The following is a 15,138-nucleotide window of genomic DNA, read 5'->3' on the forward strand; positions in this document are numbered from 1 at the left end:
ACCAGAGTCTATGCCAACGAGCAGTTCCCCCCGATCTGAAAGTAAAACGCGGGCGACCACGAGTAAACGTCGCAGCCGTGCCAAGACGGAGGATGATGTCGTGGAAGAATCAACTCAATCTGAAGAAGCATTCGGTGAGGGAGTGACCGGCGATGAGGCGGAAGAAACGCCGCGCCGTCGACGTACTTCGGGAAGGTCACGCCGAAAAGTTGAGATTGAGGACACCGATTTGGGTTCGGAAGGGTCCGATGAAACTCCGAAGATGTCAGAAAACGATTCGGAGGATGGTGGACGACGAGGGAATGATGTTGAGGGTGGGGATGATGCCTCAGAGGATAGCGGAGAGGCTCCTAAACGTCGCAGAAGGCGTCGACGCCGTCGTGGCGGAGGAGAAGGGGCACGTACAGAAAATAGTTCACGTGGCGGCGGGCGCCGTCGAGGCGGTGACGGGCGAGGCGGTGACGGGCGACGGGGTGACGGGCGTCGCGGAGACGGGCGTCGGGACAATCGACGCGGTGGACCTTCTCGTCGAGGTCGACAGGTGCAGTCCGGCGGTGAAGTCATCGAAGGGATCTTTGAGGGCGTTTTGGAACTGCATCCGAAAGGTTACGGTTTTCTGCGTGATCCCAAAAAAAATTATGCGGCAGAAGACTCCAATCCATTCGTGTCGAGTTCTGTTGTTGAGAAATTTGGTCTGAGAGCTGGCGTATTGCTGAAGGCCGACGTCGGACCTGGATCGCGAAACCAGGGTCCCAGAGTCCGTGAAGTTGAATCGATCGACGGAGTCACTCCGGACGAATACAAAGAGATAAAACTGTTCGATGATTTGACACCTGTCAATCCGTTCGAACATATTCGTCTGGAAACCGGCCCTCAGCCGGTGACCATGAGAGTTATGGATCTGCTCTGCCCCATTGGTAAGGGACAGCGAGCCCTGCTGGTTGCTCCACCACGCACCGGTAAGACGATGCTGCTTCAGGACATCGCTAACTCAGTCAGTGAGAACCATCCCGAAATCCATCTGATTGTATTGTTAATCGATGAACGTCCTGAAGAGGTTACTGAGATGCGACGGATGGTGAAGGGGCAGGTGGTTGCCTCTTCGCTTGATGAAGACGTGGAAAGTCATGTTCGTCTGAGTCAGCTGATCATGGAGCGCGCCAGACGCATGGCAGAGTCCGGCAAGGACGTGTTTATTCTGCTGGACAGTATTACTCGACTGGCACGTGCGTTTAATAAATGGAGTAACACGGGGCGAACAGGCTCCGGAGGTCTGGACATTCGTGCTCTGGACATTCCCAAGAAACTGTTCGGGACCGCTCGCCGGTTCGATGAAGGGGGATCGCTCACTGTCTGCGGAACGGCATTGATCGAAACCAACAATCGTATGGACGAGGCGATTTTCCAGGAGTTCAAAGGTACGGGGAACATGGAAATGGTACTCAGTCGGGATCTTGCGGACCGACGAATCTGGCCATCGATTGATGTGTCAAGGTCGGGTACTCGACGCGAAGAGAAGCTGCTGGAACCGGAGATGCTTGAGGGAATCACGATGCTGCGGCGAAGTCTGATTTCACTCACTCCCGTCGACGCCATGGAACAGATGACGAAGACGATGGAAAAGTTCCCTTCCAATAAGATTTTCCTGGAGAAGATTCGCCAGGTTCTCTGAAGCACTTACCCGGTTTGGGGCTGAATAGAACTCACAGCCACGGTTGTAAACCAATGCGATTTTGAGACTCCGCAGGGAGTCTGCCGGCCGTATGGTCTCAGCTTTCGTCGACCAGATTCCAGAATTCGTTTTCTGCAGAACCGTCAGAGGGAGGTTCTGCGTCGCTGCTGGAATTCACCCAATTGCGCAGTGCCTGAGAGTCTGTCAGGCACTGCTGACTTTCACATTCACCATCTGAATTCAGCCGGCTGTTGCAACTGCTGCAACGCAGGACGATTTCCTGGTGAGAAACATCGTCTTCATCCGGGTGACCTTGCTGGACCAGGCTGTTGAGTCCTGACGGTTCGCGTCCGGGGACCGATTCCGGATACTCGGCTGTCTCCGCAGATTGAGTCGAAGCGGAGTCATCCGCGGCCGGCGACTGGAACTCGGTCGAGTCTGGAGAATCCTGCAACTGGCTGGACAGGTTTTCCTGACGAATGAAATCTACTTCCACTGACCGTCCTGTGGTCAGTTCGCGGGCGGATACGTGAACCCGCGCCTGAGCGTCATAACTGATGGAAACTTCGACCTCGCTGCTTTTCGGCAGTCGGGGCGGCAGATTTGTGATCCGGCATTCACCCAGTTCGGTCGGTGGGTTTTCGGGGCCGGCACCGCTTTCCACGATGCGGATATGCACGGAGGTTTGGTTGTCAACAACGGTACCGAATGGACGTGTTCTGGAGACGGGTAACTGGGAATTAGGCGGTATGAAATAGTGCGGAACACGACGACCTGATTTTGCGTCACGAATCATGATGCCCAGAGATCGGGCATTGACGCTTTGTTGACTAATGTTTGAAAATTGTGACGACGCCTGAGAGCTAAAGACCGTGCGTGCATGCTTGGTGTTTGTCAGAAGCATACCCGCGTAATACGCGGCTCCGTGTGCAATGGATTGATCGGGTGAGAGTGTAGTGTTCAGCGTACGTTTGCTGAGTTTTTGCAGAACCGATTTGACCATCGGCATTCTGGAAGCGCCTCCGGTGGTCAGCAGCACATCGATGTGTGCCCAGCCAAGACCGTTGTCGGCAAGAATACGGCGGGTAATCAGAGCGGAACGCTGAAGCAGACTGCGACTGAGGTGTTCGAATTCCTGCTGCTCAATCTGGTAGGTCTGCCGACGGCCGGAGTGCTGAACCGTAATCGCCGTTCTGGGACGCACAGACAGACTGCGTTTTGCCTGTTCTGCTTCCAGTATCAGCGCCTGGTGACTTTCCGGATCCTGTCGAGGATCTTCCTTATATTCGCTAATGAACCGATCCGCCGCAGCATCAACGAGTATGGCAGTCCAGTCGAGTCCACCCAGTTCCAAGTCTCCATCGGAAGCAATGACCCGTAGCTGATTATTGGTATAGCTCACCACGGAAAGGTCAAGTGTTCCACCACCCAGGTCGAAAATCAGCAGCTGCTGGTCAATCGTCAGTTCGGTGAATGCCAGTCCTTCGCTGCCGAGTACATGGCAAAGTGCGGCAGCTACGGGTTCATTGATAATTTCAACTTTTTCGAGGCCGGCGGAATGCCCTGCCTGAATGGTCGCGTGCCGTTGTGCATCACTGAACTGCGCCGGGACAGTAATCACCGCTTGGCTGATTTCTCCGATCTTTGCACTGGCGGCTGACAACAGTTTTTGCAGAATCTGACTTGAAACAAATTCCGGAGTGAATTTTGTATTTTCAATATTCCACGTTTTTTTATTTTTTCCGATATGTCGCTTGGGATTTTGAATAACCTGATCCGGACGGGCAATCGCATTACGAAGAGCTTCGGTTCCTACCACGATGTCATCTTCATCCACGAAGATCACCGAAGGAGTCGCCAGTTCGCCTTCTTGGTTTACGATCGTGACCGGCTGGCCGTGTTCGTTGAGTTGAGCGATGCACGAATAGGTCGTTCCCAGGTCGATCCCGACCGCGTGCGTTTTCTTGGTGCTCATATCATTCACTGTAAATGGATATCATCGTTTCTGTATGCTCATGCTAACAATGAGTCTCCGTTGCGACTATGAGGAGTCAATGTGTGATTCCGTACAGAATTATGTTCCCGGCGTTTTACGAGCAGATTCCCTCGACGAATTCAGGTCACAGGTGGTTCGCCGTTTGAGTTTGTGCAGCCAGAGTGTTGTCCTGCTTTGTCTGGCACTGGTGTCGTCTGCTGTTGTTTGTGCGGAGAATGACCGTCCGCAGAAACTGCTGACCGGCCGTCGATTCCGCCAGTCGCTGGAAATCAGGCGGGGTCTTCATATTGAGAACGCGCCGCTGCGCCAGGTGATGGTGACGCTGCAACAGGGGGCCGGTTTGTGTGTTGTGATCGATCGACGGATTGATCCGTCGTTTCCACTGACACTCAATACGGGTGTCGTGCCGACACGGGACCTGTTGCGGCAGGTAGCCGCTGAGCTGCCTTGTTCCGGTCTTTCAGTGAATCGGACGTTTGTGTTTATCGGTCCGAAGGAAGTTTCCAGACGGTTGCGCACACTGTGTGAACTAAACCGGTTGACGATTTTACAGTCCAGAAGCCACTTTAAGCCTGAAACATACGCGAAAATATCGACTGCCCGGGCCTTTGAATGGGCCGAGCCTGAGTCGCCTCGCGAGCTTCTGACGGCCCTGGCCGCTCAATCCGGACTGGCGGTTGTCAATCCCGAGGTGGTTCCTTATGACCTGTGGCATGCCGGAAGACTCCCCGTGATGCCGTTTGCAGAATCGGCGACCCTGCTGCTGATCCAATTCGACCTGACATTTTCGGTAGATGCACACCGTGGTCAATGTCGTGTTGTGCCGGTTCCGGAGTCGGTATTTCTGAATCGCTATCATCGAGTGTCCCGACGCCGCCGTGAAACGACGAAACGAAGGCTGACTCAGGAGTTTCCTGGCTTGTCTTCCGAATGGGGCCCGTCCGGTGTTCATGTGAGTGCATCGTATGAGCAGCATCAAAAAATTGCTGATTTGCTGTTGTCAGCAGGTGAGTCTTCCGGCAGGTGACCTTCCGGCATGACGTGTTAACAACATTCTACCGAACCGGCTCAGCAGACTGGGTGGACTTGGACGAATCATGATCACAACGGGCGCATTTTTGCTGTCTCTGACAGGAGCATCCATCGCTTTTGTAAGAAGACCAGGTGAAATAATTGCTTCCTTTTGAATTCCATCGTGTGTTCCGTACGATACGCCCATGGACTGCTCCGATCTGCATTGAGGGTCGACAAACCAGTGCGGACCTGGTCTGCAGAAAGTGACAGACACTGTTCCTCTGAAAAGATGTATGCCGCTCGCAATATATGTTTGGCATGCACCTGAGCCCCTTGTGCCAAAAGGATAGTTTGAAGAAACCATGCTGGATATTCCCGATAACGCCGCCCTGGATTTTGTGTCTCTTGGTGCGATGGTCCACCGGCTGGATCCCGGCCGAATTCCGTTTCGCAAGGCAAATCAGCTGACGGTTCACGTGAGTGGCGGCGAATTCAATTGTGCTGCCAATCTGGCTGACTGTTTCCGGCTGAAAACCGGAATTGCCACCGCAATGGTGGACAGTCCTTTGGGTGATTTAATTCACGAACGCGTTCGTGCGATGGGGGTGAAGCCGTTTTACAAGTGCTTTTCACACGACGGTGTTCGAGGTCCCAATATGGCGACCGTCTACAGCGATCAGGGCTGCGGTGTGCGTGCTCCTGTGGTTTTCTATAATCGGAGCAATGAAGCAGCGGCGATGCTCAAATCCGGGGACTTCGACTGGAATGACATCTTCAGGGGAGGAGTTCGCTGGTTCCACAGTGGCGGTATTTTTGCCGCACTGTCATCGACGACTCCTGATGTGATTATCGAAGGCATGCAGGCGGCTAAGGCTGCAGGAGCCGTTACCTCGTTTGATCTTAACTACCGGGCAAAACTGTGGGCAATCAGTGGCGGGCTCGACAAAGCTCAGGAAACGCTGCGCAGTATCGTGGAGCATTGCGATGTTCTCGTTGGAAACGAAGAGGATCTGCAGATGGGGCTCGGACTTCAGGGGCAGGATGTGGAGACCCGGTCCAAACTCGATCCATCGGCATTTTTTGCCATGATGGAGAGTGTGGCCAGGGAATTTCCCGGTGTGAAAGCAGTGGCGACGACGTTGCGGGAGGTTGAGTCAACCAATCGGCATCGCTGGAGTGCCGTGCTCTGGGCAAACGGGAAAACGTATCAGGCTAAAGAAGCACAACTGGATGTTCTGGATCGGGTTGGCGGCGGAGACGGATTCGCGTCGGGACTCATCTATGGCTTGCTCGGCGGCAAAGATCCTCAGACGGCTCTTGATCTGGGATGGGCGCACGGAGCTCTTCTGACCACATTTCCGGGAGATACCACGATGGCTACGATCGGTCAGGTGGAATCCTTTGCCACCGGTGGTTCCGCCCGCATTCAGCGTTGATTCGGTGTTAACACCACACGTAGGGGTCGGTCTTCACATAAGTGGTCCGCGCAGCCGGACCTGGAGGTTTGAAACAGAAGTATGTCAAAACACGATATTGGTCTGATTGGTCTGGCGGTGATGGGACAGAACCTCGTCATGAATATGGCCAACAAAGGGTTCAATGTGGCGGTTTATAACCGGACCACAGAAAAGATGAGGGAATTCATTGGTGGCCTGAGTGATCGCCCCGAGGGTGTCGTTGAAGAGGGAGCGTCGGATAGGATTCACGGGTTCGAACGGCTGGAAGATTTTGTGGACAGCCTGGAATCGCCGCGGCGCGTGATGATCATGGTTCAGGCGGGCGGGCCGTGTGATGCGGTCATCAGTCAGCTTAAACCACTCCTCGACAAGGGTGATATTATCATCGATGGTGGCAACGCGGATTACGTGGATACGAATCGTCGGCACGAAGAACTGGCCGCGGAAGGTTTTCGTTTTATCGGGACCGGTGTTTCCGGTGGTGAGGAGGGAGCACTGAAAGGCCCCAGCATTATGCCCGGTGGCCACCGGGATGCATGGCCGTTTGTTAAAGATATCCTGCGGAAGATCAGTGCGAAAGTTGGTAAGAACAACGACATTCCGTGTTGCGACTGGGTTGGAGATGCCGGGGCCGGTCACTACGTCAAGATGGTTCACAACGGAATTGAATACGGTGACATGCAGCTGATCTGCGAGGCCTACTACATTCTCAAACATGGTTTGGGGCTGACGAATCAGGATTTGTATGCCGTATTCAAGGAATGGAATGAAGGATACCTGGACAGTTATCTCATCGAGATCACCCGTGACATTTTTACTGTCCGTGATAATGACTCTGACGGTGATCTTGTCGATATGATTCTTGATACCGCCGGCCAAAAAGGGACCGGGCGCTGGATGTGTCAACACGCACTTGAGCTGGGCGTACCCACCACACTGGTGACAGAAGCCGTTTATGCCCGATGTCTGTCGGCACAGAAGGATGCACGAGTTCGAGCGTCTGCTGTACTGTCGGGTCCTGACAGAACGTTTGACGGTGACAAACAACAATTCATTGATGACGTCTGTCAGGCGCTCTATGCATCCAAGCTTGTGAGCTACGCACAGGGCTTTGTTCAGTTGAATGCGGCTGCGAAGGAGTTTGGCTGGGAACTCAATAATGGTCCAATTGCTATGCTGTGGCGCGGCGGCTGTATCATTCGTTCCGTATTCCTGCAGGACATCAAAAACGCATTTGACAAGAACCCAGATCTTGAGAATCTGCTGCTCGACGATTTCTTTAGAGACGCTGTCGATAAAGCTCAGCCTTCCTGGCGCCGAGTCGTTGCGACTGCCGTGCAGTTCGGACTGCCGGTCCCGGCATTCTCAGCAGCATTGACGTACTTTGACAGTTACCGACGAGCATCTCTTCCGGCGAATCTGTTGCAGGCACAACGTGACTATTTCGGAGCCCATACGTATGAGCGGACTGACCGACCTCGCGGTGAGAAGTTTCATACTGACTGGATTCGTGAGCGACATTTGACGTAGTACCGCGGCAGTTCTGCTATTCCGCGTGACACCGGCTATGTCCGTACATTGTGACTTCGGAAAATACAGACAGTGGCAGTGGACATTCACTTGGTATTTTAACTCTGACAGGGCAGCAGCAACGTTACTGACAACCTGATACAGGTGGTGAGTCACAGTTGCTGCCAGGCAGAATTATGAATTCACCTGAATTGCTGGTTGAATTTCGCCATCCGGATGACGGCAGTGCCCTGCGCTGGGATTCTCAGACTGATGAACTGCTGGGATCCGACGGTAAAGTCATCGGTCGTATGATTGATCATATTCCGCGGTTCGTATCGGATGAACATCTTGAGAGTTTCGGCGATCAGTGGAATCGTTACGAGGTTGCTCACGATGATGAAGATCGCGCAACATTCGAAGCCAAGACTGGCATGCCAGTGAGTGACCTGAAAGGTCTGCGTGTGCTGGACGCGGGATGTGGAGGCGGTCGCTATACCAGAATCTGTGCAGAAGCTGGAGCATCTGTTGTTGCAGTGGATCACTCGCGGGCTGTTGATAAGGCGCGCAGGTTGTGTGAGCATCTGTCGGATGTGAAGTTTGCTCAGGCTGATCTTAAGCGGTTGCCGCTGGAGTGCGAATCATTCGATTTTGTATTTTCGATCGGCGTGATGCACCACGACACTGACACACGGGCAGTATTTGACGCAGTGGCTGCTATGGTCAAACCGGGCGGCCGCTATTCCGTCTGGCTGTATCGACGCAACCAGTGGTGGCAGGAAGCGATCAATAATGGAGTTCGCGGTGTAAGCACACGAATACCACAAAATCTGCTTCGTCCGCTGTGTCACGTCGGAGCAGTGCTGGGTGGAATACCGATTTTAAACCGGACGCTGAACAAAATTGTGAACTTTAGTGCGCACCCAGGTTACGAGAATCGTGTCTGTGACACATTTGACTGGTGGGCGCCGGAGTTTCAGTACCACCACACAACTGACGAGCTTCAGGGATGGTTCAGGGATGACGGATTTACGGAGCTGCGTGTTTTACCACCCGAAAAAACGGGACGATTCTATCACTGGGCTTACGAACACAATCTGCTGATCGGCAGCGGTGTCAATGTGACGGGCGTGCGGCCGTTGCAGGCCGCGGGTTGACGTGTTGTGATTATCGACTGAGACTGGTTAGAAAGCCTCTGGCGACAGACTCGGCAGGTTGACGATAGGTACTTTGAATGGCTTCAGCAGCGTTCGATGTCGTTCGTGCGGCGTTGAGGAATTCCGTAAATTTTGCGTTTCCCGGAGTTTGCAGGAAGCGTATCAGCAAAGCACCGACAATCGGTTTGTCTGCCGGAGAAAATCTGTCGTTTCCAAACAGGTCTTCCGGTGATTTGACTGTGGCAGCAGCTTGTATGGCATGGGCTTTCAACCGCGTCAGTGACTTTGCTTCGATGCCCGATTCCAGCAGGCCGAAACCCTCTGTCAACCAGTCCGGGAGATTCGAACCGTCTCTCGCGAGCCAGGCCTGAGCGACAAGAGAATTCACGAGTTGGTCGGAGGTGAGCTCTGATGCGGAACGTTGGCTGCCATAGTCATGCAAAACCACGTACGCTGTGGCAAGCTGGGGAGTGATCACGACATGGCCGTGGACCGTTTGTGGCGTGCGTTGGTCGCGCAGGACAGTGTTGAATTCCGTGTACTCAAAGCGGTCTCGCGAGGCAAAGATGACTAATCGTCCGCGCCAGGCGGTTTTATGATCGTCATGGAGCTTCTGAAGACGGGCGAGCTGAGCTTCCGCCAGTGTGGCAAACTGACGAAGGCGGTTCTCCGGAACGTTTCCACAGATGTAAAAGTTATCTGTAGTGACGTTATCAGCGTTTTCTCCAGGGACTGCGCGTTTCCATATTGATTTTGCCTGTTGGATTCGCCGCAGAGCAAAATCGTCGCTGCTCATCGAAGCAAGTTCCCGGGCTGCTGTTTCCGCTTCCGTGGGCACCATGTTTCGCAGACTGACCGTGGCATCATCCCCGTCGAAATGTGCACCTTCCTGGATCCATGTTTTGAGCGTTTGTGCCTGAGATCGTTTGAGCCGCGCCGGCCCCTGCGGCATTTTGATCGGATCCTGCAGGCCCACAAGTTTCCAGAGATAGCTGTCATTTGAATTACCGGGAATGATTGTGTTGCCGGTGTCTCCGCCGCGCAGCACGTCCGTGATCGTCACAACGGAATAACCACCTGCAGGAGTGTCTCCGCGATGACAACGGAGGCAAAAATTTACAAATATTGGTGCCACGTCACTGATGAATGAGACAGTCCCTGTTCCGTCGGCCATCACGATTTCGATGTCTTCCGGAGGCGTTTCTGTTGATGAGACAATTGGTGCGTCTTCATCAGTTCCGTCGAAGATAGCTCCATCATTGATCCACTTTCCGATGATCCTGAGTTGTTCATTCGTCAGTCGAGCTGAATTTCGAGGCATTCGCTGCCGGTCATCGCTGTTTGTGAGCCGCTTCATGATCAGACTGTCGGCACCATCGCCCGGTTTCAGCAGGGCTCCGCCGCGACTGCCGCGGCGCAGGCCGCTGAATGTGTCCAGACGCAGGCCGGCGGCCGGGTTGTCCTCTGCACCATGGCAACTCACGCAGCGGGCGGACAGAACTGGTGCAATGTCTGCTTCAAAACCGACCGGAATCAGATTGCGGGCTCGATCGAATTGACTTCTGAACGTTCTCCAGACACGGTCACGTTCTCCGTCTTTGACGCCGAGTTGTTCGGTACGTCGTATCAGTTCATCGATAACGGCCTGTGCTTCATCAATTTTCTTTCTGCGTACCAGCCCGGTGACACTGCGGGCGTCCTTTGTCATCCGACCGAGTTCACGCCGGACCTTAAGTGGAAGGGCAGCGGTTGCTGACGTAGCCGAAATACTGATCAGCAGGAACATCCAGACGATTAGAATCAGCATCGTCTGCCGGACGATATGTTTCAGACGGGACATGTGAGCTTCAGTTCCAGGACAAAATGGACAGAAGGAAGTGTGTAGCCTGACATTTCGGGCCTGTTGATTCCAATCCCATGTCACACAATCATATTGTCTCTGCACGAGTTGATTTGGATTGATGTCAGTGATACGCGCTGGTCAGGTTTGATGTTCGGATAAATTTCGAGAAATGACTGTGTGTCGTTCGTCCGTCTTTGATTAGTGTGCTGTGTTCGGACGGTGGTTTTCAGCAGGCCGCCGCAGATCAGGTTGAGTGGGTCTCAACAGTAAACCCGCAGGGAGTCGACTGTTGAGTGATGTCACTGGGGCTGGTGATCAAAGTCGACAGAATTCCATGTCTCCCACCGATTTCCCGCAGCAACAACTCAGTTGCAACAGGCGTGATCTTTTCACTAACTTCAAAGGTGTGAACTTCACCTCACTTGTGAGACTGAAACAAGTGTTTCTGCCTGTTACAATCTGTTTTCTTGACACCGCCTTCTGATAACGCTGTCAGATCTGCCCCTCAAAATACTGACACGCCCAGAGCTGATTTTAGGCGAATGAGCGCTTCAGGATTTCCTACTCAACCACTGCATTCTCGTTGTCGACTTTGCGGTTCACGGACGAAACGGGGACGGATGGTCAATTCGACCGTGTTGTCATAAACATTTCGACACTGATGCGTGGTGTCCCTTTTACCGAAGATTTGCTGTTGATGTCGGCAAACGGAAATATTGTCATAGACGGTCAATGTTAGTTTGAACAGGTACTTATGCGTTGAACGAGTCCCTGTTTGTTCCTGCGAGCAACCTGGTGTCCGGCCATAGATCTATTGTCATTCGAAGACGACATGATTGAACCTCTTCTGAACATCGTGCTGCACGAGCCGGAAATTCCGCAGAATGCCGGTAACATCGGCCGGACCTGTGTGGCGATTGGGGCACGTCTTTGGATGATTCGACCGCTGGGATTCCGGCTGGAGGATCGCTATCTGAAGCGAGCGGGGATGGATTACTGGCAGCATCTGGACTGGCAGGTCGTCGACAGCTGGCAGGAAATGAGACGGCGATTGCCTGACTGTTCGGTCTGGTATCTTACGAAAACGGCCAGTCGACTGGTCTGGACTGCTGATTTTCAGAAAGGTGATATTTTGATTTTTGGCAGTGAATCCCGAGGCTTACCAAAGTCGATTCTCGATGAGAAACCGGCGAATCGCATTAAACTACCGATGAATGGACAGGTGCGGAGCCTCAATCTGGCGAGTACGGTGAATACGGTGGCTTATGAGGCAGTGAGGCAGTTCGGCGGGTTGTGACGGGTGTTGATTTCTCGTTTTGAATACTCCGTGTACACCGAGTTTGAAGCGCCGCCTTAGCTGCGTTAGAATTTAAGAGGTGCCCAGTTCCGGCGGCGTGTATTCAGCTTGCATGAGCTGCGGGCGGGACCTTTTTGGAGCAGTTAACCGTATGGTTCGGGCTACTGTCTCGAAAAAATATTGTAAGTGACGTTAAATCGTTTGTCTGTCAGCGCGAAATCATCCGGAGAGTTACGGAGTATGGGAACGAAGAAGAGTGGAAAAGGACGACGAAAAGTTGGCCGCAAGAAACGCCGAATGCGAGCCAAGATTCGTCATCGTAAATAGTCCGGAAATGTTCTCGCAGATTTTCCAGGCCCGGTGTGATCGGTTATGCCGGGCTTTCTGTATGCGCCCATTCTTCTGGAGATAGCGAACCGGCAGACGTTCGCGGCAGTAATTGTCCGGTCTTCCTGTTTTCGGTGATCTTGACAGGGCCTGTCGTGGTGGGAATTGTAGGTTTTTGCATGTATGTTGTGTTTTCGCCACATGCCGCAAATTCCGGAGTCTCGCGTCATGCCTGTGATCCTGCCGTCCTCAATCACACTCCCGTTTACCGATAGCTGCCATGGGCGATTTTGGCAGACGAAGGTGACCTCCGGCAGCATCTATTTATTCCTGATACTCTCACCCTTTGCCTTTGCTGCCGGTGAATCAGCATCACAGAAGACAGCCTCGACTCAGGGAATCAGAGAACGGATCAGTCAGTTGACTGCGGAACAGGCTGCAGCGGCAGACGAACAGAGGTTGCAGTCTGAGGCAGCGGACGGAACACAGAAAGCCATCCGCCGACTGAAGGATGAACTGGTTAATGCTGTTCAGCGACTGGAGACACATGAGGAAGCCAGGAAATTCGCGGAATCCCGCGAGACACAGGTCACGAACGCCATCGGTTTACTGAGGATTCAGCTTGAACGTCATCTTGCGGCCGATGAGCTTCAGCTTGACGCTGACAATGCATTGAAGCGACTCAGGAAACAGCATGCGGAAATCGATCAGGTCACGGATGAACTGGCTGAGTTACATCAGGAATCATTTGCTGCAGAGCAGTCCGCTCTTCGGAGCGTCCGACAGGCCGACAGCATTGCGAAACAGGCTGAAGAAATTCGCCTGAAGCTTCCCGACGCCGAAGACGCAGTTCGTCTGGCGGAAAATGAAATGGAAGAGGCACGAACACAGTCAATCGGTGCGGGGCGGGAATTGGCAGCTCAAACCCGACTGCTGGATCAGGCCGGACTGGGTGTGACAAGAGCAGACCGTACCGCCGAACGCCTGAGGAATACTGCGGCGGCTGTTGACAGATCAATGTCTTCGCTTCGGCTGGTTATGGACCAGTCGCCGGAGAGAGCAGAGGATCAGGTGGCGATGCTGGTGCACGTGCACCAGCAGATCCGTCCGCTGCAGGAACGTGCTCAACAGTTTCTGGACGAGAATCTCGCTGTCGTCGCAGAGCAACAGAAGCAGTACGACTCAGCTGCAGACGAATTCGAACGGGCCGAATCTGAGCGTCGCATGAAGACAGACATCCATTCTCAGATCAGCCGTCGGCATTTCGCACAGCAAAGGGAAGTGGTACGACTCATGACTGTCAGTCAGGAGTGCCGCGATAGTGCGTCAGAATTCATGGAACAAAAGGAACAGCTGCGATCAGAAATCTTCCGTACGAACCGAAGAATTGCAGAGTTGAATACTGTTCTCGACCGATTACAGGATCGCTGGGTGGATGTGCAGAACCACGCGGAACGGGCTCTGGAACCGCTGGGCCGGTTTGTTTCGTTCTCTCGCCACATCGCGCCGATACTGGTTCGGCGTTGTACGGCGTGTCACAACACTCGAACTGCCGAAGGAGGGCTAAATCTGAATTCTTATGCGAGTCTGCTGAAAGGAGGAGAGTCCGGAGTATCACTGACTGCTCACCATGCTGACGATTCTCTGTTATTCAGCATGGTTCAGGATGGCTCGATGCCCCAAGATGCCGATCCGCTGACTTCGGAGGAAATCGACAGAATTCGTCGATGGATTGATGTGGGTGCACCTCTGGATGCCGTTGCATCAGCGGATGCGGACCTGTTTGATCTCATTCCGGAAATGCCTCAACCCGGTCCGCCGGATACATACCGGATTCCCATTCCTGTTCTAGCAGCGGCGTTTTCTCCGGATGGATCGCTGCTGGCGACATCCGGATACCACGAAATTCTGTTGTGGAGCACTAATGGCGAACTGATTCGACGAATCACCAATGTTGCTCAGCGGGTGAATGATCTGGCATTCACTGCAGATGGTGCGACTCTCATTGCGGCAGCCGGAACGCCGGGCCAGCTTGGAGAATTGAAACTGTTTCGAGTGGCTGATGGGACCCACCTGGGGACACCGGTACGCACAACGGACAGTGTTTATACGGTTTCCCTCAGTCCTGACGGATCACGGCTGGCTGCCGGTGGCGCTGATCGAAAGGTTACGATTATCGACATAGAGACTCAAGAGGTTCTGCACACGATCGAAGACCATGCCGACTCGGTGATGGATGTGGCCTGGTCACCCCGGAGTGACCGGGTCGTTTCTGCCAGTTATGACAAGTCTTGCCGGGTGTTCGATGCAGCAAGCGGACAGGTTCTGAAGACTTTTACCAGTCACGGACAGCCAGTGTATACCGTATCATTCCTGCCGGACGGTGAGTCGCTCGTCAGCGGTGGCGGTGACAGGAAGCTGCGGGTGTGGCCGGTGGTTGATGAGAAGCAACTTCGGGAGATCACAGGATTTGGTGATCCTGTTTTTCGAGTTGTAGTCACGGCAGATGGACGCGTGTACTCAGCAGGTGCCGACAGTCAGATTCGTGAGCATCAGTTGTCAGACGGCGAACTTGTGCGAACGATGACCGGCCATACAGACTGGGTGTACGCACTCGCATTCGACGCTCAGGGCAACCGGCTGGCAACAGGTTGCTACGACGGAGAAGTCCGGTTGTGGAACTCGTCTGACGGTACGGTGTCCCGTTCATTCGTTGCTGTTCCTCAGCAGAACATCACCGACGTGACGGTTTCAGAGCGTTAGTTCTCTTTTTCTCGTGTTCCGGGGTCTGTTCTGCCTGACCAGTCGGCGCTGACCGGTTGTACTACCAGCGAGACGGGCGGGCACGTTATGCGGTCTGCGGGAG

9 protein-coding genes are annotated in these 15,138 nt (G+C 53.6%); 7 read left to right on the forward strand and 2 right to left on the reverse strand.

Features of this window, described 5'->3' with window-relative positions; translation table 11 throughout:
- Nucleotides 1–10: 10 nt before the first annotated feature.
- Nucleotides 11–1,672 (forward strand): transcription termination factor Rho, encoded by a 1,662-nt coding sequence (gene rho / locus MK110_17380; GenBank protein MCH2213080.1) that lies wholly within the window; start codon nt 11–13, stop codon nt 1,670–1,672.
- A gap of 97 nt (nt 1,673–1,769) precedes the next feature.
- Here the strand turns inward: rho and MK110_17385 are convergent, their stop codons facing one another.
- Nucleotides 1,770–3,647: an Hsp70 family protein gene (locus tag MK110_17385; GenBank protein MCH2213081.1), complete on the reverse strand. Its 1,878-nt coding sequence runs from the start codon at nt 3,645–3,647 to the stop codon at nt 1,770–1,772.
- Between the two features lie 79 nt (nt 3,648–3,726).
- On the opposite strand from MK110_17385, the gene MK110_17390 reads away from it, so the two are divergent.
- From MK110_17390 to MK110_17405, 4 genes are all read left to right on the forward strand, one after another.
- A complete protein-coding gene (locus MK110_17390) occupies nt 3,727–4,695 on the forward strand; it encodes a hypothetical protein (GenBank protein MCH2213082.1) in 969 nt (322 codons plus the stop codon).
- Nucleotides 4,696–5,044: 349 nt separating this feature from the next.
- Nucleotides 5,045–6,118 (forward strand): sugar kinase, encoded by a 1,074-nt coding sequence (locus MK110_17395; protein MCH2213083.1) that lies wholly within the window; start codon nt 5,045–5,047, stop codon nt 6,116–6,118.
- 81 nt (nt 6,119–6,199) lie between these two features.
- Nucleotides 6,200–7,669 (forward strand): decarboxylating NADP(+)-dependent phosphogluconate dehydrogenase, encoded by a 1,470-nt coding sequence (gene gnd / locus MK110_17400; protein ID MCH2213084.1) that lies wholly within the window; start codon nt 6,200–6,202, stop codon nt 7,667–7,669.
- Nucleotides 7,670–7,845: 176 nt separating this feature from the next.
- A complete protein-coding gene (locus tag MK110_17405; GenBank protein MCH2213085.1) occupies nt 7,846–8,805 on the forward strand; it encodes a class I SAM-dependent methyltransferase in 960 nt (319 codons plus the stop codon).
- A 10-nt stretch (nt 8,806–8,815) separates the two neighbouring features.
- Here the strand turns inward: MK110_17405 and MK110_17410 are convergent, their stop codons facing one another.
- Entirely contained in the window at nt 8,816–10,645 is a 1,830-nt protein-coding gene (locus tag MK110_17410; protein MCH2213086.1) for a hypothetical protein, read from the reverse strand.
- An 835-nt stretch (nt 10,646–11,480) separates the two neighbouring features.
- Here MK110_17410 and MK110_17415 point away from each other — a divergent pair.
- Together MK110_17415 and MK110_17420 are read left to right on the forward strand one after the other, a co-directional pair.
- Nucleotides 11,481–11,945, forward strand: coding sequence for a tRNA (cytidine(34)-2'-O)-methyltransferase (locus MK110_17415; GenBank protein MCH2213087.1), 465 nt, complete (start codon nt 11,481–11,483; stop codon nt 11,943–11,945).
- 555 nt (nt 11,946–12,500) lie between these two features.
- Nucleotides 12,501–15,035, forward strand: coding sequence for a hypothetical protein (locus MK110_17420; protein ID MCH2213088.1), 2,535 nt, complete (start codon nt 12,501–12,503; stop codon nt 15,033–15,035).
- Nucleotides 15,036–15,138: the final 103 nt, after the last annotated feature.

The organism is Fuerstiella sp. (assembly GCA_022447225.1).
Classification (GTDB): Bacteria; Planctomycetota; Planctomycetia; order Planctomycetales; family Planctomycetaceae; genus S139-18.

Excerpts from the sequence above, each read along its gene's own strand:
- rho (MCH2213080.1), top strand. The coding sequence starts at position 11 with ATGCCAACGAGCAGTTCCCCCCGATCTGAAAGTAAAACGCGGGCGACC.
- MK110_17385 (MCH2213081.1), bottom strand. The coding sequence starts at position 3,647 with ATGAGCACCAAGAAAACGCACGCGGTCGGGATCGACCTGGGAACGACC.
- MK110_17390 (MCH2213082.1), top strand. The coding sequence starts at position 3,727 with ATGTGTGATTCCGTACAGAATTATGTTCCCGGCGTTTTACGAGCAGAT.
- MK110_17395 (MCH2213083.1), top strand. The coding sequence starts at position 5,045 with ATGCTGGATATTCCCGATAACGCCGCCCTGGATTTTGTGTCTCTTGGT.
- gnd (MCH2213084.1), top strand. The coding sequence starts at position 6,200 with ATGTCAAAACACGATATTGGTCTGATTGGTCTGGCGGTGATGGGACAG.
- MK110_17405 (MCH2213085.1), top strand. The coding sequence starts at position 7,846 with ATGAATTCACCTGAATTGCTGGTTGAATTTCGCCATCCGGATGACGGC.
- MK110_17410 (MCH2213086.1), bottom strand. The coding sequence starts at position 10,645 with ATGTCCCGTCTGAAACATATCGTCCGGCAGACGATGCTGATTCTAATC.
- MK110_17415 (MCH2213087.1), top strand. The coding sequence starts at position 11,481 with ATGATTGAACCTCTTCTGAACATCGTGCTGCACGAGCCGGAAATTCCG.
- MK110_17420 (MCH2213088.1), top strand. The coding sequence starts at position 12,501 with ATGCCTGTGATCCTGCCGTCCTCAATCACACTCCCGTTTACCGATAGC.